This window comes from Candidatus Chloroploca mongolica (assembly GCF_004762035.2).
GTDB lineage: Bacteria > Chloroflexota > Chloroflexia > Chloroflexales > Chloroflexaceae > Chloroploca > Chloroploca mongolica.
The window spans coordinates 72,707-93,323 of record NZ_SIJK02000023.1; the positions used below are offsets into that span (position 1 = coordinate 72,707).

Here is a 20,617-nt window from a genome sequence, read left to right on the forward strand (position 1 = left end):
CTGTGTAAGCCGAGAAAGCTTTGCTTGATTCAACCTGAAAGCTCCAAATGTTTCTTGGGGGCGCAGCCCTAAACCCCGGCTTCTTCGCGGGCACCGGCAGCAAGCTATGCTTGCTGCCGGTGCCCACGAAGGACACCATTCCTTACGGGAGTACCCCTACATCCTGCATCAACTGGATCGTCCCCTGAAGATCATCGAGATCAGCCATGTCAATGTCCAGAGCGGCCGATTCGAGTTCTTCGAGCGGGGGCAAGCCTGGCGGACCAACGACCCCTTCGACAACTGGATATTCAGCCGTTTGACTGGCAAAGTACTGCTGGGCAACGGGTGAGAGCATAAACTCGATAAACCGTAGCGCATTCGCTTCGTTGGGGCTACTGGCAAGACGGCCTGCTCCAGCGACCATAATCAGTGACCCGGGGCCACTGCCGGTCAAGAAATGGTTGCGTGCCTTGAAGCCCTCGCCCTGCTCGGCCAGAAAACGGTAGAGATAGTAATGGTTTGTGAAGCCTATGTCAACTTCGCCTGCTGCCACGCCGGTCACAATCGTGGTGTTGCGGTCATACACAACAGGATTGTTGGCCTGAATGCCCTCGAGCCATTCCCGGGTCTTTTCGTCGCCCCAGACCTGGCGCATTGCGGTGATCATCGCATGCAACGAGCCATTGGTCGGTGCCCAGCCGATCCGTCCTGACCAGACCGGGTCAGTAAAATCAAAGATGTCGGCCGGCAACTCTTCCGGGTTGATCGCATCGGTATTGTATGTCACTACCCTTGCCCGTCCCGAAATGCCAATCCACAGATCCTCTGGTGAACGGAAGCGTGTCGGCACCTGACTCACCAGTTCTGCGGGAAGTGGGGCAAACAGGCCAGCCTTTGCTACCGCTCCGAGACCGCCGGGATCCTGGGCAAAGAAGATGTCGGCAGGCGAATTGCTTCCCTCTTCGAGCAGGGTTGCCGCCATTTCAGAGGTTGAACCATAGCGTATCTGCACATCTACACCACTCGCCGCCGCAAACTGGTTGATCAATGGGCCGACAAGGGCCTCACTCCGTCCTGAATAGACCACCAGGCTCCCAGGGGTGGCAGGCTGCGTGATGACCGTCTCGACCACCTGAGGTTCGGCTGTCACCTGAACCTCAACCACAACAGTCTCGCGGACAATCTCGGCGGGCGGCGCGGGCGGGGTTGCCGTCTGGGTGCAAGCGGTGAGCAACAGCGCAACCATGGCGAACAGGGTCAACATGAACCGACGCTTGAGCAAACTGGGCATAGCCTTCACTCCTTCAATGCCTTTGGTAAGTATCACATAAACTTAAAAGTTAGATTATACTAATACCTTTTATTTGTCAAGACGTACGGGTTATACGGTATCACCACGGACACCAAAAAAGCCAGCATTGCTGGCTTTTTTGGTGTCTGTCCTCATCTTCAGCGCTGGTGCAGGAGGCGTAATCCTTCGAGGCGTAACAGGTCGGGGTAGAGGGCTTGGTAGATGTTGCAATCTGGGGATTGGATATCGGTGCGCCCGGTTGCACGCAGGGTCGCGAGCGGGCACCCTCCACCACACCAGTAGCGCCACACACAGGTGCGACAGCCCTCTTTGGTGTCGACGTGGCGACCTAGCGGCAAACGCTCGTCATGGCGAATTGCACCAAGGGGATCTTCGTGGTAGATATCAGCAACGGGCATGTGTTGCACCATCTGGCATGCGGCGATACGACCGTGATGATCAATGACCAGATAGTGTGATCCGGCGGCACAGGCCTGCCCATGTGCGTGCGAGAGATCGGTACGATCCAACAACGCCCCAAGCAGACTCCACGAAGGCGGGTTGGCCGCAACCGTGGCATAGATTGTCCGCATACCTTCTATCAGGGTCGCTTCATCGGCCAGTAGGTCACGATGACTGCGGCCGCAGGTGTGATCACGGGCAAAGCTCAGCGTAAAGGGCAAGTCACGTTCGAGCAGCCACTGCACCAGGGCGGGCACGCCTGCCAGACTGGTACTCGTGATGGTCAGCGCGACAGTGGGGTGGATTCCTCCCGCACGTGCGCGTTCAAGCCCAGCCATAATGGCCGCAGTTGAGCCAGTGCCGTTGCACATTGGACGCTGCTGGTCATTGCTGGTAGCCGCACCATCAAGTGAAACGGTCACGTCCAGGCCCAATGCACGCAAACGTGCCACGCGTGGCGCTGTCAAACCAGTGCCATTCGTCAGCACGGTTGCTGCAAAGCCAAGACCTGCGGCGGCACACTGCTCCTGTGCATACTGATGGGTTGCAACCAGGGTGTCAAACGCTAGCAATGGCTCACCACCCGCATACTTCAGGGCAAGCTCACGATAGCCGTGGCGTCGAGCGGCGGCAATGCTTGCCTCAACGGCCTGATATGCCGTTGCAAGGCTCATCGCCTCATCGTTCTTTTCGATATAACAATAGGTACAACGCAGGTTGCATGCATTGGTGAGATGCAGCCATACCACCAGCGTCGTTGGCTCAACGGGGCACGGCAAAGCTGGGCTATCGGTCGTAACCAGCAACCCCATCTCGACGAGCCGCACCAGCGCCCCATACACCTCGGCGGCCTCGGCGGCCTCAGCGAGCGGCAAGCGCTGAATCAGCGCCAGGGCTGCTTGATTCAACACCGCTACCTGGCTCAAGGATGGGACAAATGCGACGACATGTTCCCCATCATCCAGATCCAGCGTGGTTAGCAAAGGATGTGGACGCAGGCGATGGATTGCCAGGTCATCCTTGGTTCTCGTTGGCGCTTGTGCATAGACTGGCAACGGCAAGCGGCAGTCATTGAGCGCTACCGAGGTTCGTTCTGGCACCAAAATGTGTGCTTTGGAATGCATGCATGCTCACACCACTGAAGATTTTCCTTGTTCTACCTCAATTAAACGTGAGAAATTGCAATTCCATCACGCTCCAAAGAGATCAATATCTTCAATTGCCTGAGTGAGCAAGCGATCAACGAGCGAAAGGGCTGAAACAGAGGCGCTGCTCTGAGCAGCGGCCTGGTGCATTGGTTCGCGCATCGCTTCAATTAGCGCCGGATCACCCGGTGCTGTGAGCGTACGGCGCGCCAGATGGCGGAACCGTTCGATGGGGGCGGCATCTGGCGAGAAGGCAAGCAGGCCGGTAAAGGTATGCACCAGATGCTGACACGCATCGTGATACTGAGCCCGACCAAAGGCTACCGCCGCATACTGCCATTGGATCTGGGCAAAACGCAACCAGTAGAGCCGCAATTCCACGGTTTCCGAAGACTCACCGTAGCGCATAGGATCCTGCAAACTTGCTGGCAAGAGCAAGCGGGCTTCTTCAAGCAGGGTGATCGCTTCATCATAGCGCTTTTCGTCCACACAGATCGCGGCCATCGCCTCAAGAATGCTACAGCGGATCAACCGCGACGTGGTCTCATTCGTCAGGGTATTGGCCTCGGTCAGCAACGCAAAAGCCTCGTTGCGCCTGGTCGTCACCGCTGGTCCGGGGGACATGTTGGTCGCCCAGTTGCGCAACGCTTTGGCCAAGGCACTGCGTACCTCGATCTGGCGCACAAGCTCACCCTCTTGATCAAAGCCTTTGATGGCTTGACGATAGGCCGCCACTGCCCGGGCATACTCGGCATTGCGTTGCCCAGGATCGGCGATTGCCTCGGCAATGCGACTACGGATACGGCCTTCGGCATTTGCATTGAGGGCGGTGGCCCTGACGCTCTCAAAGCGGGCAAAGAGCCGTCGAGCCTCTTGGACGCAACGAAGCGCCTGATCCATCCGGCCAAGATCGGCATAGAGATGGGCCTGGGTATTGCGCGTTGTCGCGATGCGGTAGGCGACCCCGGCGTGTTCAACCAGAGCAAGCGACTGTTCAAGACAGCGCAGGCCACGTTCCGAATCACCCTGGCGGCCCATCGCGTAGCCCAGATTGTTGAGGGTCACGGCGTGTAGACTATTTACCTCGGGGCCGAGTTGTCGATACAGACGGAGCGCTTCTTTGTATTTCGTAATCGCACTTTGCAAGTGCTCTTGCACGCGTTCAAAATAGCCCCAATAGTTATACGCATTAGCCAGGATAAATTGTGCATAGGTCGCATCTGGATCAGCAGGATCAAGCTGGCGAATGATTGCCTCAAGCTCAGCGACCAGCACCTGATAGTTGTGGGTAATCTGTGCTCCACGCGAGGTTCGCCCAGCGATATAGACCTCGGCTTGCAACTGTGCGGCATCAAGATCGCAGCGCGCCAGAGGCGAGCGATCATAGATCGCACGATAGCGTTCCCGCACATCTTCCGCCAGCGCCACAGCGTCACTATACGCATTGCTGTCGGGCATCGGGGTGAGCATGCGCCGATAGACCCAGCGAATGCCTTCATCATAGATGATGCGCTCCCAGGTCAGGCCACTCGTCAACAAGCGTTGGCGATAGAGGCGTCCCCATGCCATATCACGATCAAAGAAACGCGCTAATTCTTCCTGTAATTGCGCATCAAAATCATCATCGCGGGCCTCAATCGCATTGGTGCTCAACTCGCGATAGATTTGATAGCCCTGGCGCAAATTGATTGACATATGATAAAACATACGTTCAATTTGCAGATTCTGGAGTTGTTGCTGCAGGCTGGCAAAGCTTGAGGGTGCTGGCAGCGCAGCAGCTGTCGATTGCAGTTGTGTATAGACCGTCGCAATCTGCTGATCAAGAAACCGCACTGCCAGGCGCCACCACGCCAGAGCTTGTTGATCCGCCAGTTTACCCAACAGCAACTCGTACATCTCGTCATGCAGGATCAGCTCATCCTCATCAACCCGCTTGACAAACACAAAAGCGGTCAATTCATCGAGTTGCTGATCGAGTTCAAATGGTTCAACGACCTCACCTTCTTCAGCAAAGAGGAAGGCGAGCATCTCGCGACGCACACCTTTGCGCAAATAGACTGCACGGGCAAGCAACTGGGCCAGATCTGGTCGTTGCCGATAGAGATCGCCGACAATCAACTGCACCAACGCATCACTGAGGTGGGCTTGATTCGCCGGGTAGACAAACTCGGGCGGCAACGCCGTAATATCAATAATGCCTTGCTGGGCACAGGCCAGTGCAACGGCAAGCACGACCGGTCGTCCTGCACTAATCGCATGGAGCAACTGAATCTGTTTAGGTTCAAGGGGTGCGAGGTTGGCAAATTCAGTGGCGATATACTCAGTCGTTTCGGTAAGCGTAAAAGGCTCAATCGTCAATGGGGTCAGGATCGGTCCAAGAATCTCGGCAAGCATCCTGCGTTGACCGGCCCGCGGGCGCCCAGCGAGGATCACGATCGTATTGGGCAAGCGTTTCAGCAGATGCGCCAGCCACTGTTCGAGCCTCCCGAGCTCGCGAAAATCAAACTCTTGGGCATCCACGAGCGCCGGGTGTAACTTCTCAAAGGTGTCAATCAACACCACCAGGCGATGCGCCGCGGCCAGTTTGGCATAGCATTCAAGAAAGATCTGCTCGAGTTGGGTCCGTTGCGCTTCAGCGTCATGGCCAAGCGTCGCATAGAATTGCTCGTGAGCTTCATAAAAGCGGGTGAAATCGGGTTGCGACCGCCCCCAACGCACGGCATCAGCTTCGAGTTGCGTTGCAAGCGCATAAAGCATGCGGGCAGGTTGAAGATAGCGCCCCAGATAGAGATCAATCACCTCGGTGCAGAGCACCTCACTGGTCTCGCGACAGCGTTGCCGAATCTCCGCCAGCAGACGTGTTTTGCCGATCCCTCCCTGTCCTTCGATCAAGAACACCGAAGTCTCGGCCTTAACGTGCGTCAAGGCCCGTTCAACGAGATTGAGTTCGCGCTTGCGGCCTACCAGGTGACGGGCACTGCGAAAATATGCTTCGAGGGTTGTGATCATAGCGTTCTTGCTTCATTCAGGCAGCAACGTCGTTGGAAAGTTGGGCCTCTAGCATGGCAACCAATTCCTGGCTGTGTGTTCCGTAGCGCCGCAGCACTGCGGGCAGATCGGGATCAGTCACCAGGTACATCTGCAATTGACTCATCTCCTCGTCATCAATCTGTCGTCCATCAGGGCTGACCAGATAGCGTGTCACCAGACCACGCAGCAAATTCGCCGGACGGTGCTCGCCGGGCGCTGGTGTGTCAAGGAGATGCCACAAAAATTCGACAAGATGGATGTGACGGGAAACCAGAACTTCGTCCAACATTTGACGATAGTAGTCAGTGATAAGTTGACGGAGCGCCTCGTACCGTTCCGGATTATTATAACGTACATATGTTCCAATAATACGCCGTAACGTCGGGGCCACGCGATACGAAAGGCTTGCCTGATCCCAGATCACCAGATCAAGCTCTTGCAGTTGTTTGACCATCAGCAACAGGAAGGTCTGGCGCGTTGTTTCACTTGTCGTGCCGCATGCATGCTGGATCAGACGCTGCATCAAGGGCACCGAGAACTCGCGCACGACTGACAGAACTTCAAGCGCACACTGGAGCACGGGAGAGAGATCTGGCCCAACCAGTTGATAGAGTGCATCAAGGATCTGGCCCATCAGATCCGCTTTATCGCCCGTTTCCCACTCGGATGGCACAGGCAAATAGGCCTGCATCTGAAGCGCAAGTTCGTTCGCCAGGGGCAAGCCACTGGTCAGGCCATAGATGATCTCGGCCTCAGGAATGCTCAGTTGTAGATGCAGGGCCGTCTCTTCAAGGCTCAGCGGGGCAAGCACCATAATCTCGGCCCGCCGTCGTGTGTCAAATTCACGCCAGCGGAGGGGTGAGCGACTGATGATCGTTGCAATCATGTGATCAGTGCGTACCAGAGGGAGCAGCAATCCGCGTTCGAGCCAGTTGAAGGCAATTGGCGTCCCTCGTACAGTTGCATCCAACAAAAGGAGGCAGCACGTGCTCTGTTCAATCAACTGCCCGGCCAGACCGGTCAGGGCAGCATCGGCATTCAGATCATTGATGGGCGCAGGCGAGATCGTGAGGGCGGGATGGCAAGCGGCAATCTGATCGAGCAGCGCCTGCTTGAGCGCAAGAGGCACGAAACGTGCTGAAGGGGGCAAGATCGGCAACGCCAGACGCAACTTGACCACGTCATCAGGTAACAATGTACGCTGATCAAGATGTGCAAGGAGCGTTCGTTTGCCAATGCCATAGACCCCACAGAGATTTACCAGGCATCTGAGCGGCACGGCACCACGCCGTAGATTATCCAGACGCTCATGGAGTTGCTCCAACTCAGCAGTATGGGCAACGAGACGCTCTGGCTTGTCGCTAGCCATCCTACCTCCCAGAGGGGAATGGGGGATTACGTACGTGTGAAGTACGTAACACGGTCAAAGCTACCGTGCTTCTCTCTACTATATCAATTATAACGGTTCATCGCAACTACTAATCCTTCGCGAACGACCAGATCAACCGCATCGGCGGCGGTCGTGATCACGTCGGGCACCTGTTCAGCCTCTTCTTTGCTAAACCGACTCAAGACATACGCGGCCACATCCATTTTTCCTGGCGGCTGGCCAATCCCGATACGAAGGCGGGCGAAGTCACTACTGCCAAGTTGTTGGACAATCGAGCGCATACCATTGTGTGTTCCGGCGCTGCCGCGTTCACGAAACCGGAGGCGTGCAAAGGGCAGATCAAGATCATCATAGATAATCAAGATCTCACGGGCAGCATCGACCTTGTACCACGTACGCAGGGCCGCGACCGCCTGACCGCTCAGGTTCATGAAGGTCTGAGGCTTGACAAGCGCTACGCGTTGCCCTCCGACCTTGCCTTCGGCGATCAAACTGTTCGCCCGCTTACCACGAAATTCCAGAGCATACCGGGCGGCCAGGGTCTCCACCACGTCAAAGCCGATATTGTGACGGGTGCGTACATATTGAGCGCCCGGATTGCCCAGGCCAACGAGAAGCCACATGGTCGTTGCCTATAAATGATACAGTACGTAGTCGGTACCACACGGTGGCCCATCGGTCGCATACAGCGTACCGGCCTGCAGATCCATCACCAGCGAGGTCACACTTTCATAAAACTCTTCAGGCGGCTCGTTCGGGTCAATATGAAAGCAGACCGAATAGGGATAGCCCTCGTGATCACGCAGTGCGGCCTGCACATCCGCGAGACTCACGGGACGCTGGGCTTGCAAGAGGCGTTCGAGGCGGGCATGGCGTCGCTGCGAGTGCGGATTCGTCTCGACATTGCGTTCCACAATGCCGAGCGCGGTCGGGTTGACAAAGTGATTCGAATGCACAAGACACCCAGCCTGGCACTGCAACTGCCCGGCTCGGTCGGGCGATGTTTCAAGATCAAGCACCTGATCAGGCGTTTGCGCAAGAACAAAATTGGCCGAGCATGAGCGATCTTCCTCAAGGACAACCCGTACCGCCTCTTCCAGCGTACGCGAGCGCAGAATCTCGTAGCAGCGGGCGTGAAAGGGGCGACGCAACCGCGACCAATCATCGTCGCGACTAGTCAACCCATTGATCAGCAGGCCCAGGCCCGCGCTATTCATGCCAATTTTGCCGCCAAAAATGCCTGCTTCGGTAAACGCCAGCGTCCGCAGGCCATCAGTCTCTTCGGTATGAATAATGGCCCCGCGCACGCCAGCAATCCAATCCCAATTTTCGCCGATCAGCAGGTGACCCGTTGAGGTTGCTTCGGGCAAGAGGGCAAAGGCCGTACACCCATCAGGCATTGGCTTTTCGGCAAACTCATCATAAAAGAGTTCGTAGCGCACATTCAGGGCGGCAATGGCCGCGAGACTCACCCCTGAACCATCAGCAATGCCCCGCATCCCTTCGTGGTAGGCGGGGCACTGTTCGGCGATTTCCTCGGCATACTGATCGGCACGCCGCAGTGTTTCCACCCGGGTAAGTTTCAGTTCACGCTCGAAACGGGCAAAATAGACACCAAGATTATTTTCGATCTGCTCATAGAGCGTCTCGCCATGTACAAAGCCCTGCTCATAGGGTGTTCCTGCCAGCCGCACCAGGGGCAGCGTCATTACTCTTCTCCTCAACGCACCTTACGCGCTTTGCATCTGCTTACATAGTGTAACCCATGCTGGCTGTTTCACAAAACCCATGGCTTCGTTGATGCTCAGCATCGGACGATTGCTTGATTCATTGTCAGTACGGATGACTGGTGCGTCGACCTGTTTTGCATAGGCTACCGCCCGCAACTTGAGCGCCAGGGCGATCCCGCGACGTCGGTACGCACGCAATACGCCGGTAAAGCCGGTTTCGAGGTCTACACTCTGGTCACGGCGCCAGAGGGCACTCGACCCAGCATAGGTATCGCCATCAACTGCAACAAAATAGGCTTCAGGAATGAAGCTCGGATTATCCTCAAAATACTTGATCCAGACCTCAAACGGCGGGGCCGTGTATGGCTCGGGCATGGGCACATCAACCGACGCCTCGCAATCAAACGCATAGAGCTTTTGCCAGAACTGGGGGTCGCGGGCGAGCAGATCTTCGGCTGTTGTGATCGTCAAACCCTGGCTGAGGACGCGCTCTTCGGCCCCGGCGAAGCGGGTAGGATCAAAGCTCGCCACATCAAGCCGCGATTCCCAGGCGCGCATCTCTTCCACAAACCCATAGCACTGGGCAAACCGCATGCCCTCGGCTTGATCTTCGCGCAGTGTATGCCGCAACGTTACCGGCTTGTATGGCGCAAGCGCGTCGAGCAGATGATTGTAGAGCCGTGTGCCGACCGTTTGCCCACGGTGCATTGGATGCACAAACAGATTGATAAAAAACTTCTGCGGATGGTACATCCACGGGACATGCTCGAAGAACGCGCTTGCGACCGGTTGCCCGTCGATCTCGGCAATAAACCGGCGAAAGTTCATCCGCTCTTCCCGTTTGTCGTCCCACCGACGCCACTCGGCAATAGAATGGGGATAGTCGGGATAGACAGCATTGCGGATCGTGACAAACGCCTCGTAATCTGCTTCATCATAGCGAAAAGGGCGGATGGTTATTTTCATATATCCTTAAGCGTTTTGACAAAACTTACCCAGGCCGGCTGCTTCACAAAGCCAAGGGCTTCGTTGATGCTCAGCATGGGCCGATTATTTGACTCGTTCCAGGTCTTGATGACCGCAACATCAAGCTGTCGGGCAAACTCAATCGCCCGTAACTTGAGGGCCAAGGCAATGCCACGCCGCCGATATTCACGACGTACACCGGTGAGCCCGGTATACAGTTCACGTGGGTCGCCCTGGCTCTTCCAGAGCGCACTGAGGCCAGCGTAGCGCTCACCATCGAGGGCCACAAAGACGCCTTCGGGCATAAGATTTGGCCCTTTGAAATAGAAATGCTCGAAGGTCTCGTAACTAAACCCCGTTGTCGGCTCGGGATGGGGTACATCGTTGGTCAGATCGGCATCAAGTTCGTAGAGTTTCTGGCGATGATCGGGATCAGTGGCGATCAACTCGGCCAGCGTGGCAATGCGGATGCCACTGGCAACGACCCTGGCCTCGTGACCCTGATAGGGTGTCGGGTCAAATGCCGCTACTTCGAGCCGGGACTCCCACTCGCGCACATCCTCGACAAACCCGCGTTGCTGAAGAAAGCGCAGCGAAGCCTGATAATCTTCGCGGGCACGTGCGCGGATGCGCAATGGATCAAATTCGTTTAGTGCCTCGACGATAGTCGTATAAAATGCTGCACCAATGCCGCGTTGCTGCCAGGCGGGATCTACCCCGACCGAGATATGGAAGAGGCGCGGATTGTACATTGCTTCAAATTGATCATAGTTGCCATAGGCGACAACGGTACCATCAACTTCGGCCAGCCAGCGCCGATACTTGAGATGGGCCGGGCGATGCGCATCTTCATGCTTCCACTCATCAATGGTGCCAGGATATTCAGGATAACAGGCATTGCTAACTTCAACCAGAGCGACATAATCAGCATCGCTATAGTCCATATCCCGGATGATCAGGTGGGCAGGTGCGACCGGTTCCTGTTGCGCTACTGTTTTTACCGCAAGCATATATGCCTTTCTTTATCGTTCTACACTCCACGTGCGAGGCTTCAAGCTTTGCTCATTGTACGTGCTCTTGTTGCAAGCGCCATCAGTCTGAAGGCGTAGCATAAGAGGGTCGCAAGGTGTAGAATTATTGAATGGTTCCAGCCGAAGGGCCAGCATCGCTGGCCCTTCGGCTGGAACCAGGACGAGCGCATATTGGATCAAGTATCTTTCCGTTCGCGTTGCAACAAGGCGCGCTTGCGCTCGATACCCCAGCGATAGCCACTGAGCGCACCGTCGCTGCGCACCACCCGATGACATGGAATGACCACGGCGAGTCGATTGGCGGCACAGGCACTGGCAACGGCCCGGACAGCCTTTGGGTTGTCGATACGCTCGGCAAGCTCGCTGTAGCTGATGGTTGACCCGGCGGGCAAGGTGCGCAACACCTGCCACACACGCTCTTGAAAGGCTGTCCCCTGAAGATCGAGCGGCAAATCGAGGGTGCGTTCAGGCTGCTCGACAAGGGCAACCACCTGCCGCACGATGAAGTCGGCTTCAGGGCCTGCTCTCTTCGTCTCAGCTTGAGGGAAACTGGCATGCAGTTGGGCCAGCAGCATCGCTTCATCATTACCAAATTCTACGGTACACAGACCTCGTTCACTCGTTGCGACTATCACCAAACCAAGTGATGACTCGGCAAGGCCATATGTAATCATCATAAGTGTTTTCCTTTAGACGCAGAAGCCCGCACCGTGTACGGGCGAGAGGAGCGCCCTGCTTGAGCACATTGGGTTGCGCTCACGCGCTCATTTTTGCTACCGTCACTCTCTTCAGTCTACGGCAATGTATGTCAACGAACGTCACAACTTGGTGAGCATTGTTGCTGCCGCGAGTTCGGCGACCTGCGCCGGGTCAATGCGGCCACCGCCAACGGTGAGGGCATCGGCGGTACCGCAGGCAACCGCGAGGCGCAATGCATCAGGCAGTTCCATGCCGCGCAGCAGGCCCGTTGCCAACCCGGCGAGCAGTGAGTCGCCGCTGCCAATGCTGCTCACAAGCGTGATGGGCGGTGGTTGGGCATGCCAGGTGCCTTCGTTGTTGCTGGCAACACAGCCAAGCGCCCCAAGGGAAACCGCCGCTAGCGCAATCCCCTGGCCGCGTAGCTTACTCAGGGCAGGAACTGCGTCGCCAACACTCGTAATTGATTGCCCCAGGGCGGCCCCGAGTTCAGCGCCATTGACCTTGATGCCCCAGGGTTGTGCGGCGAGAGCAGCAACGAGTGCCGCACCGCTCGTATCAATGATCAGCGGCAGGCCCTGGCCCTGGATCTGGATCTGGGCAATCAGGGCACCGAGCGACGCAGGATCAATGCCGCGGGGCAGACTCCCTGAGACGATGCAAAGCTGTGCTTCAAGGGCAGCCTTGCTTGCACTGGCGGCAAAGCCTGCCCAGTCAGCGGCACCAAAGCTTGGCCCCGCCTCATTGAGGGCGGTCGCATCATCGGCCTCAGGGTCAACCAGCAAGACACACGTACGTGTTTCGCCCGCGTTGTGATAGTACCAAGAGCCAACAAGGCCCTCGGCCTCGGCCAGGGCTGCCACGTACCTGCCGGTATATCCACCAAGGGGCGCACAGACCAGAGCCTGCTGGCCGAGTGTATGTGCCGCACGTGCGACATTCAATCCCTTGCCACCTGCAGCCACCACCACCTGATCGGTGCGCTGAACCATCCCGAAGTGCAAGTTGGCAAAGGTCATTGTGCGGTCAAGCGCTGGATTGGGTGTAATAATGAGCAGCGTCATCACGTTTCTCGGAAGCTAGTTGCTTCCGAGAAACGTGATGACGCTGCGCGGAAGCTGGAGAGGCCTGCGGCTCATCCACATTCAGTTAAGGACTGCCATCATATGCGGCAAGCTTTCACGTTATGAAGGCCAGAATTGCGCCTGATTATATTCAGGCCCAAAGATCCCAATTTGACCAGAGAAGAGCAAGCGCAAAGCCATGCCGCCGACGCCAAAGAATTGGATATTGGCTTGTTCGGGTTGTTCACGGAAAATCGCATAGCCCAGGTATTCTCGTTCACCAGCGGCCCAGACCTTGCCAAAGCCACGTTGCGGCACACTCGGCTGGATCGGCGAACGTGGCGGCACCTCGGGTGGCTTTTCGTCAATGGGCGGATCGCCTTCTTGATAGGTATCATCATACACCGCATACGTGTAGCTATCCATTCCCTGGCGTGGGTACCGCAACACGTAGATCTTGCGGCCAGCTTCACCCAGGTCGAGCCAGATCATGACGCCACCACTGAATTGCTGAAATGCCGCCGGTACATTAGCATAACTGCTGCTGGGGCATTGCAGGGCTGAACGGAACTCGACATAGCCGATGCGATCCTCAAGGCCAAACTGGACATCGCGGGGCGGCCCCTGGCAGACCGGCAGATTCTGCACGGTCAGCACCTCACGGCCCAACAGACCGTAGAGATACTCGTAGGGCGTACCGGCATACTCCGGATGATGTTCGATCCGGCGGCGCTCGAAATATTGTACTGTATACGGCTTGCCTTCGATCATCTCGAGGCGCAAGCTCGAAATTGGGTAACCGAAACGCTCCAAGCCTCCATTATTCACCCAGTAGCCAAGCCACGGCTCGCAGAGTACCTGACCTGTCGCCTCAAAATAGTGGCATCCCCCGGTATCGGGTGCCAATGGATCTTGCCGCGGCTGGTTTTCCCAGCGCCGACCCTGGAGCTCAAGCGCACGCGCACCGAGTCGCCCAGCAGTGATCGTACCGTCGGCCTGGATCTCGAGGCGATCACGCTCAAACCATTGCACCTGAATCGTCCGATCCTCAACGGTTTCGAGGCGCTGTTCGGTAATAGGATACCCAAAAACTGACAAGCCACCACGCTTTTCCCAATAGTTCAGAATTGGCCCGGTCATGCAATAACCGGTTTCGGGAAAACAACGTGTCCTCGCTGAACTCGCCGCCCCGGCTGGTCTTGCGGCTCCAAGCGTCAAAAAGGCCACAGAGAACAAAAGCACGAGCAAGCTAAGTGTACGCACAGAAAAGATACGACGTCGTAAGCCATAAGTATAAGTGTGAATGCTTAAACTGGATTGGGTCTGCATGATGAGCCCCCTTTCGGATAGATTTCCATCTGAATCTATCATACATCGATGTGCTGTCCAGGGCGATAATGCCTGGCTTGCCGGAGCGTTACGCTTTGCTGAGAGTTTGCTGAGAAACCTGTTGTTGCTGCACTGGCAAAAGCTAGCGCAGTAACGGGGGCCAAGGCAACGCATCGTAGCATTGCAGCAAGCAAGGCTAGAATGCGGTATACTGAGGTATACACGCTAACGGCGTGTTCAACACAAGTGGTAAGAGCATCACGCTGTATCGAAAGAGAAAAGGAAAACTTATGTCTCAAGGACCTTCCAGAATACCTACGCCCGGCCCTTCTTCACCCCGGGCACTTGTTCCACTCCTCACCGGGGTGGTGATTCTGCTGGCCGTTGGCGCGATCTTGCTCACCAATTCGGTAACCCAGATTCAAGCTGGTACGCGAGGTGTGGTCAAGACGTTTGGTGAAATTACTAATGTTTATGATGAAGGCTTGCACTTCCGTATGCCTTTTATTACGTCGGTCACCGTGGTTGAGGTTCGAACACAACGCTATGAGTCGCAGTCAACTGCAGCCTCACGTGACCTTCAGACTGTGACGACGCAACTCGTGATCAACTATCGGCCCGATGCGAGCAACGTTGATCGCCTCGTGCGTGAGATCGGTGTCGATTACGAGCGCCGTGTGGTTGACCCGGCCATTCAAGAGGCGCTTAAAGCGGTGACGGCACGCTTTACTGCCGAAGAATTGATTACCCGCCGCCCCGAGGTTTCATCGCAGATGCGCGATGTGCTCGTCGAACAATTGACGCCGCGTGGGGTGATTGTCGAAAGCGTGTCGATTACCGATTTCAATTTCAGCCCCGAGTTTGCACGGGCAATCGAGGCCAAGCAGGTCGCTGAACAAGATGCCCTCCGCGCCACGCGTGAGCTTGAGCGTGCTCGGATCGAGGCCCAGCAGCAGGTTGCCCGTGCCGAGGCTGAGGCCAAAGCTCGGCTTGAGGTTGCCCGCGCCGAAGCCGAGGCGCTGCGCCTCCAGCGTGAAGTCATCTCGCCCGAGTTGTTGCAGTTGCGCATGATCGAGCGCTGGGATGGCATTTTGCCCCGCTTTATGGGTAGTGGCGACAATGGGTTTATGCCCCTGATCAGTATTCCTGCCGATGACATTGTTTCGAATCCAGTTCAACAACAGTCTGACGCTCCGGCTGAGCAGGTCGGTGAGCCAGTCACAGAGACGACGCCGTAGATGATTAGATGATGGGGCCTATGGCCCCATCATCCGTAGGCCCTCAAAAATGACTAGCATACCTGGGGCTTGAGGCCGCAGGCCTCCAGAGCGACGCCGAAGCATGCAACTCACCGAGCAACAACAACAGATCGTTGCCCATAACCATGGCCCGGCCATGGTTTTTGCTGTGGCAGGGGCCGGCAAGACGACGGCAATGGTGCATCGCGTCGAGCGTCTGGTGCGTGAGCGAATTTTTGCCCCTGACCGGATCCTGGTCAGTTCGTTTAGCAAGGCCGCTGTTGATGACCTCGGCGAGGCGCTGGCCGCCTGGCCTCACTGTCGCCGGGTAATCCGTCGTACGCTCCATGGGCTTGGTCTGAAGATCGTCACTGATGCGGCTGAAGGTGGGGTCTTGCCGCCCCTTGCGCAAAATGCCCTCAAAATGAATGGCGAGGAACGCCAGATCCTCTGGACAGCCCGTGATCGTGCGCGTACGACCCAGGTTATTCCCGCCGATGCGCTCGATGCCCTTGATGAGCAAGATTTTCTTGATTACCTCGGTGCCTGCAAGGGCAATCTCTGTTACCCTGATCTCGCGACCAGTGGTTTGCCCGAAGAGGCTATGACGGTCGCGAGTCAGGCCATCGCTCCACCTGGTATGCCCTGGTACCGTGACCTCTATCGGTTGCACGAGGAGGTGCGCCGTGAACGTGGCTGGCTGACCTTCGATGATATGCTGATGTTGAGTTGGGAAGCCCTGATGCGCAGTCCCGCGCTTTGCACGCGCTGGCAACAGCGTTTTGATGCCGTCATTGTTGATGAGTTCCAGGATGTCAATCTGGCCCAGGCCGAGATCCTTGATCGCTTGACGAAGGTGCATCGCAACTATATGGCGATCGGGGACGACGATCAGACGATCTACGGCTTTCGCGGGGCCAGTATGAGCTTTTTTCGCGAGTTTGAGCAGCGCTATGGGGCGGTTGTCTATACGATCACCGAGAATTTTCGCTGCCAGGCCTCGCAGATTCTGCTGGCCAACAGTGTCATTACCCAAAATCGTGATCGTTACCCCAAGCAGTTGGTGATAACCCAGGGTTTTGCCGGCGCTACCCTGCTACGTCGGGCCCTTGATGTCCAGGCCATGGGTCAGCAGGTGGTTGCCGATATCGCCGCAGCTCTACGTCAGGGGTATACCTATCCACAGGTTGCGATCTTGGTGCGGCTTACCGCGCAGACGCCAGCAGTCGAACAGGCGCTGATCGAGGCGGGTATTCCGTATCGCATTGCCGGTGACGAGCCTTTTTTTGCCCGGCGTGAGGTGGCCGATCTGTTGAAGTATGCCGAACTTGCCGCCGGTGATGCCCAGTTGCGCCGTGGTCAGCCCCTTGTGGGTGAAGAAGCCGAGCGTGTTGCGGCCTGCTGGCGTGCGCTCTACAACCGACCGCGGCGCTATCTCTCACGCCAGCTTGCCAATGAAGTGCTGGCGCTGGCGACCAGTCGTCATGTACCGCTCAGTGATGCCCTGGTCGAACTGATGCCCCGGGTGCATGACCGGCTCGCCGTGAAGCTGCAGGAACTCGCCGATCTGCTGGTCTGGCTTGGTGATATGCGGGCGACCCTTCCTGCCGATCAACTCCTGCTTGAGTTGGATCGGCGCCTGGCCTACCAGTCTTTCTTGCGTGAGCAGAGTGGTAGCGCCGAAACAGGGGCGGGACGCGCAGGGAATGTGGCGGCTTTTCTGCAGTATGCAGCAGGCAAAGGCTCCCTGGATCAGTTGCTCCAGCATCTGGAAGAACTGGCGGCCGAACGACTGCTTGCTCAGCGCGATGCTCCGTCTGACGGGGTGGACATTCGCACCATCCATCGCTCCAAGGGGCTCGAATGGCCAGTGGTGTTACTGCCCAATTGCAATGCTGGCTATATCCCCTGCGGTGGTTCCGATGACATTGATGAAGAACGACGCTTGCTCTATGTTGCTATCACGCGGGCACGGCGCGACCTGTACCTCTATGCGGTCAATGGGGGTGATGCGCAACTCTCGCCCTTCTTGCTGGCCGCTGACGTAGATACGGTGCTAGAGTCTGGCACCGTCATTGGCGCGTTGCTCGCGAGCGATCCGGCTACCTGGACAGCAGTCGCAACCGTGCGGATGCTCACCTTTCCTCGTCAGTACGGGCAAGAACGGTTTTTTACCCACTGGTGGAAGATCGAGCCGCCCCAGCGTATCCGATACCTTGCCCGGGTTCTCGGCTTATTTGCGCTGCTCCACGACCAGCAACTCACCGAACGGCACAACATCACACCCGCCGACGAAGCCTTCTGGCGAACCCTGGCGGATGACAAGCTCGCGCCTGACCTGGCTCCCTTTCCCGACTTCGAGCGTCTCTTCCCTGAGCCTTCACCGGCGCCACCAGATGAACGCGTGCGCTCACCTTCTGATCCACCCGATTACCGCATTGGCGAAGCGGTACGCCACCCCCATTTTGGCCCCGGCACGGTCGTGGCGATTGATCAACGACGCACGCGGCGGACTGTCGAATGGCACATCACCGTCGAGTTTCGCAGCCGAGGTTTTGTCAAACTGCTGGCGAGCATCGCCCCCCTGGAAAAAGGATCGTAACCCCATAACACACAAACGGCCAGCAAAACTGGCCGTTTATCTGCCGCCCATGCTGAAGCTTACCGGCCTTCGTTGCGGCGCGGGGTAATCCGGGGGCCGCGGATACCCAGGCCACCCATACCACCTTCTGCGGCATTGCTGCGTTCATTGGTAAGGCTAATGCTGGGTGGCTGTGGACCTTCGCTCTCTTTGATGGCAATGCGACCAATCTCACGGGCACGCAATTCTTCGGCCTGACGCAACAATTCAGGGGCCGCCTGGTAAAAGAACTCAAGCGCCTCGCCGTGCCGGTCGACCCCGGTATACGTCACCAGCACCTTGCTGCCCGCTGGAATACCGCCCGAAGCAAGCAAATCGGCCAGCGGAGCATCAATATGCTTGAGCAATTGCTGACGCAAAGGCCGTGCCCCAAAACGCGAGTCAAACCCTTTGTTCAGCAGATACTCACGTGCTTCGGCGGTCAACTCAACCTTGATCCCGTGGCGCAGGTATTGCTCATTGCTCTCCAACACCATATAATCGAGCACCTGGCGCAACACATCGCTCGAAAGCGGGCGAAACGCAATAATCTCATCAAGGCGATTGATCCACTCGGGCTGGAAGACCTTCTGCAGCGACTCGAAGCCAATCTGATAGATCTGCTGACCCATTGCCTCGACATCCTGATGCGGCGTACGGAACCCAATCGTGCGTCGATCAAGGAAATCAACCATCTCTTTGGCCCCAACATTGGTGGTGAAAATGACAATGCTTCGTTGGAAAGAGACGCGTCGCCCCCCGTTTAGCAGCAGGATTTCACCATCTTCCATCACCTGCAACAACAGATTCCAAAGTTCAGGCTGACCTTTCTCAATTTCATCAAAAAGCACAACACTATTTTCTTGTTCGATAATCTCAGGATTGAGCAAGGGCTTCTGATCACGTCCCACATAGCTCGGAGGTGCGCCAACGAGTGCACTCACCTCGTGGCCCTGGCTGAAGAGCGAGCAATCGACCTTCAAAAAAGCTTCGCCATCGGGGCGCAGCATTTCGGCAAGAGCGCGGGCCGTCGCCGTCTTGCCAACCCCAGTTGGGCCAAGGAAGAGCAGCGTTGCACGGGGACGCCGCGGATTGCCCGCTGAAAAACCAAAACGAGCACGATTGAGTACGCGCACAAGGCTTTCGATAGCCCGTTCCTGACCAAAAATCTGATCGCGCAAACGTTGCTCTACCGCATCGAGCGGATTCTGATTGCCTCTGAGCGCCCGGGTCATTCCATAGATCTGTTCACTCATATATTCCTCATGCTTCTTGTGCTGTCACTTTGCGCTCTTTGCATCCTGCCTCTGCTTGATAGAACGACCATATTACCAAATATTTACGATTAAAACGAAGGGTCGTCTAGCGCATCTGGGCTACAACCGTCGTGACTGCCATCACCGTAAAGATAATCAGACCCAGCGGCAAGACACCGAAGATCAGTGTGAGCCCGAGCCATGGCAGCGCACCCAGTGTATAACAGATACCCAGGGCAATTTGCATCAATCTGCCGCGCTTGCCTTTCGTGAAACGATCAGAGAGACGGACGAGCAGGTTGCCTGCCAGTGGCCCGAGAAAAAAGGCCAGCAGGAAGCCAAAGAAACCGACCATGCCGAGCAGTTGTACTGCCACAAATGAGATGGCCAGGCTATAGATCAAAGCCGTCGCTCCAGCCACAAGCAGGTTGACTTCGCTCACCTGGTAATTGACGGGACGCCGGATCTTCAAGCAGGTCGGACAAAGCTGGCCGACAATCGCCGGGGTTGCACACTCGCTACAGATTGGCTGATTGCAGTTGGTACAACGGAGGCCAGTTTCGCGATCCGAATGGTTGTAGCAGAAGAGGGTTTCTACCTCATCACTGGATGCTTCTGACTCAGCCAGCGTTGTTTCGAATGCCGCAGCCTCTTCGGTACGCGCTATGCTCAGCAACGTCGGTTCTGATTCGCGTACCTGAACCCCACCGGGGGCCAGCACTTGACCAGCCGCAAGGCGTGCTTCAACCTGCTCCAGAATGGAACGGGCCGTCGCATGAGACGGATCAATCTCGAGTGCCCGCCGCAAATGTTCACGCTTTTCGCGGTATGGGCGCACACTTCCTGCTAGACCGATCCACGCCTCGACCCGTTCCGGGTCAAGTTCAAGCACACGTCGAAAACGCTGACGGGCCGTGTAGGCATCGCCAGCAATCAAAGCGGTGTTACCCTCACTCACCAGGGTTTCAATCTCGCTGGTAATTATTGTCTCAGCCATGAAAACCTCCCTAAAAAGCATTATACCATTCAACGTCAGGTCTACAGACCTGAAATTGGCTGATTCCGCTGCTTCCTTAGTGGATACAACGACAGTGCCCCACCAGAAATGGTGGGGCACTGCTGTGTGGAGGCGACGGCGGGATTTGAACCCGCGAATCGCGGTTTTGCAGACCGCTGCATTACCACTTTGCTACGTCGCCATCGCCGCAACGATTGTAGCATAGTCACACGGTGCGTGCAAGCCGCCTGCCCTGCCCCGCTAGGGCGATTGCATCATACGAAACCGGATAAAAAAGACGCTCTCTGTGGCAGCATGGGCATGCAACCAGCGGCGCACACGGCGGCCCCCGGCCCTGTAGGGGCACCCCTTGCGGGTGCCCCTACAGGG

General features: G+C 56.8%; 15 protein-coding genes and 1 tRNA gene. 2 read left to right on the forward strand and 14 right to left on the reverse strand.

Translation table 11 applies throughout. The annotated features are described in order from the left end of the window. Nucleotides 1–142: 142 nt before the first annotated feature. The 11 genes from EYB53_RS13695 to EYB53_RS13745 all read right to left on the reverse strand — a co-directional run bounded on the left by EYB53_RS13695 (nucleotide 143) and on the right by EYB53_RS13745 (nucleotide 13,927). A complete protein-coding gene (locus tag EYB53_RS13695) occupies nucleotides 143–1,273 on the reverse strand; it encodes an iron ABC transporter substrate-binding protein (protein ID WP_254151063.1) in 1,131 nt (376 codons plus the stop codon). Between the two features lie 158 nt (nucleotides 1,274–1,431). After that, nucleotides 1,432–2,859: a radical SAM/SPASM domain-containing protein gene (locus EYB53_RS13700; protein ID WP_135478824.1), complete on the reverse strand. Its 1,428-nt coding sequence runs from the start codon at nucleotides 2,857–2,859 to the stop codon at nucleotides 1,432–1,434. A 66-nt stretch (nucleotides 2,860–2,925) separates the two neighbouring features. Further along, nucleotides 2,926–5,889: a tetratricopeptide repeat protein gene (locus tag EYB53_RS13705; RefSeq protein WP_135478827.1), complete on the reverse strand. Its 2,964-nt coding sequence runs from the start codon at nucleotides 5,887–5,889 to the stop codon at nucleotides 2,926–2,928. Between the two features lie 16 nt (nucleotides 5,890–5,905). Then, complete coding sequence (locus EYB53_RS13710) at nucleotides 5,906–7,279, reverse strand: hypothetical protein (protein WP_135478829.1); 1,374 nt, start codon at nucleotides 7,277–7,279, stop codon at nucleotides 5,906–5,908. Between the two features lie 83 nt (nucleotides 7,280–7,362). Next, the gene (gene pth / locus EYB53_RS13715) at nucleotides 7,363–7,923 is read right to left on the reverse strand and encodes an aminoacyl-tRNA hydrolase (RefSeq protein WP_135478831.1); all 561 of its coding nucleotides are present in this window, start codon (nucleotides 7,921–7,923) and stop codon (nucleotides 7,363–7,365) included. 9 nt (nucleotides 7,924–7,932) lie between these two features. After that, the gene (locus tag EYB53_RS13720; RefSeq protein ID WP_135478833.1) at nucleotides 7,933–9,009 is read right to left on the reverse strand and encodes a C45 family autoproteolytic acyltransferase/hydrolase; all 1,077 of its coding nucleotides are present in this window, start codon (nucleotides 9,007–9,009) and stop codon (nucleotides 7,933–7,935) included. 21 nt (nucleotides 9,010–9,030) lie between these two features. After that, on the reverse strand, nucleotides 9,031–9,996 hold the full coding sequence (locus EYB53_RS13725; RefSeq protein ID WP_135478835.1) for a GNAT family N-acetyltransferase: 966 nt from the start codon (nucleotides 9,994–9,996) through the stop codon (nucleotides 9,031–9,033). Next, entirely contained in the window at nucleotides 9,993–11,006 is a 1,014-nt protein-coding gene (locus tag EYB53_RS13730; RefSeq protein ID WP_254151064.1) for a GNAT family N-acetyltransferase, read from the reverse strand. The genes EYB53_RS13725 and EYB53_RS13730 overlap by 4 nt, the downstream gene beginning before the upstream one ends. A gap of 197 nt (nucleotides 11,007–11,203) precedes the next feature. Further along, nucleotides 11,204–11,704 carry a methylated-DNA--[protein]-cysteine S-methyltransferase gene (locus EYB53_RS13735; RefSeq protein WP_205712659.1) on the reverse strand — a complete coding sequence of 167 codons (501 nt, stop codon included), beginning with the start codon at nucleotides 11,702–11,704 and terminating at the stop codon, nucleotides 11,204–11,206. A gap of 141 nt (nucleotides 11,705–11,845) precedes the next feature. After that, the gene (locus tag EYB53_RS13740; protein ID WP_135478837.1) at nucleotides 11,846–12,787 is read right to left on the reverse strand and encodes a 1-phosphofructokinase family hexose kinase; all 942 of its coding nucleotides are present in this window, start codon (nucleotides 12,785–12,787) and stop codon (nucleotides 11,846–11,848) included. A 120-nt stretch (nucleotides 12,788–12,907) separates the two neighbouring features. Continuing rightward, nucleotides 12,908–13,927, reverse strand: coding sequence for a hypothetical protein (locus EYB53_RS13745; protein ID WP_135478839.1), 1,020 nt, complete (start codon nucleotides 13,925–13,927; stop codon nucleotides 12,908–12,910). Nucleotides 13,928–14,406: 479 nt separating this feature from the next. Between EYB53_RS13745 and EYB53_RS13750 the strand changes: the two genes are divergently transcribed. Both EYB53_RS13750 and EYB53_RS13755 read left to right on the forward strand, forming a co-directional pair. Beyond that, nucleotides 14,407–15,354, forward strand: coding sequence for a prohibitin family protein (locus EYB53_RS13750; protein WP_135478841.1), 948 nt, complete (start codon nucleotides 14,407–14,409; stop codon nucleotides 15,352–15,354). Between the two features lie 103 nt (nucleotides 15,355–15,457). Beyond that, the gene (locus tag EYB53_RS13755; RefSeq protein WP_135478843.1) at nucleotides 15,458–17,956 is read left to right on the forward strand and encodes an ATP-dependent helicase; all 2,499 of its coding nucleotides are present in this window, start codon (nucleotides 15,458–15,460) and stop codon (nucleotides 17,954–17,956) included. Nucleotides 17,957–18,015: 59 nt separating this feature from the next. Here the strand turns inward: EYB53_RS13755 and EYB53_RS13760 are convergent, their stop codons facing one another. The 3 genes from EYB53_RS13760 to EYB53_RS13770 form a co-directional block, all read right to left on the reverse strand. Further along, nucleotides 18,016–19,230, reverse strand: coding sequence for an AAA family ATPase (locus EYB53_RS13760; protein WP_135478845.1), 1,215 nt, complete (start codon nucleotides 19,228–19,230; stop codon nucleotides 18,016–18,018). Nucleotides 19,231–19,336: 106 nt separating this feature from the next. After that, complete coding sequence (locus tag EYB53_RS13765) at nucleotides 19,337–20,227, reverse strand: tetratricopeptide repeat protein (RefSeq protein WP_135478847.1); 891 nt, start codon at nucleotides 20,225–20,227, stop codon at nucleotides 19,337–19,339. A 127-nt stretch (nucleotides 20,228–20,354) separates the two neighbouring features. Next, nucleotides 20,355–20,429, reverse strand: a tRNA-Cys gene (locus EYB53_RS13770). Between the last annotated feature and the right edge of the window lie 188 nt (nucleotides 20,430–20,617).